Source organism: Cupriavidus sp. SIMBA_020 (assembly GCF_046535395.1).
Lineage (GTDB): Bacteria > Pseudomonadota > Gammaproteobacteria > Burkholderiales > Burkholderiaceae > Cupriavidus > Cupriavidus campinensis.
The window spans coordinates 1-333 of the sequence record NZ_JAWRWU010000225.1; the positions used below are offsets into that span (position 1 = coordinate 1).

The window sequence follows — 333 nt, forward strand, 5'->3', positions numbered from 1 at the left end:
TACCAGCCGCAGCGCAAGTGGCAGGTGGGCATGGCGGTGCAGAAGGGCAATACGGCGCTGCTGGAGGCCGTCAACGCCGCGCTGGCCGAGATGAAGCGCAACGGCGAACTGGCCGCGATCGGGCAGAAGTGGGGCGTATCCGACCTGCTCAGCAAGTAATGCCGCCGCCGCGCGGATAAGCAGCACGAGTTAAGGAGCAAGCATTGGATCTCGCCACGTTGCGCATGTACCTGAGTCCCCTGGCCGAGGGCACGCTCTGGACCCTGGCGCTGTTTTTCTGTTCGGCTTTCCTGGCGGTGGCGCTGGGCCTGGTGGTGTGCCTGTGCCGCCTGT

At 65.5% G+C, this 333-nt stretch carries 1 protein-coding gene and 1 pseudogene; both read left to right on the forward strand.

Going from position 1 to position 333, the window contains the following annotated elements; genetic code table 11:
• Nucleotides 1-159 (forward strand): substrate-binding periplasmic protein (locus SB751_RS28935; protein WP_410748900.1); only part of this gene is annotated, 159 nt, incomplete at its 5' end.
• A gap of 44 nt (nt 160-203) precedes the next feature.
• Nucleotides 204-333 (forward strand): annotated as a pseudogene (locus SB751_RS28940) (amino acid ABC transporter permease); the annotation flags it as partial.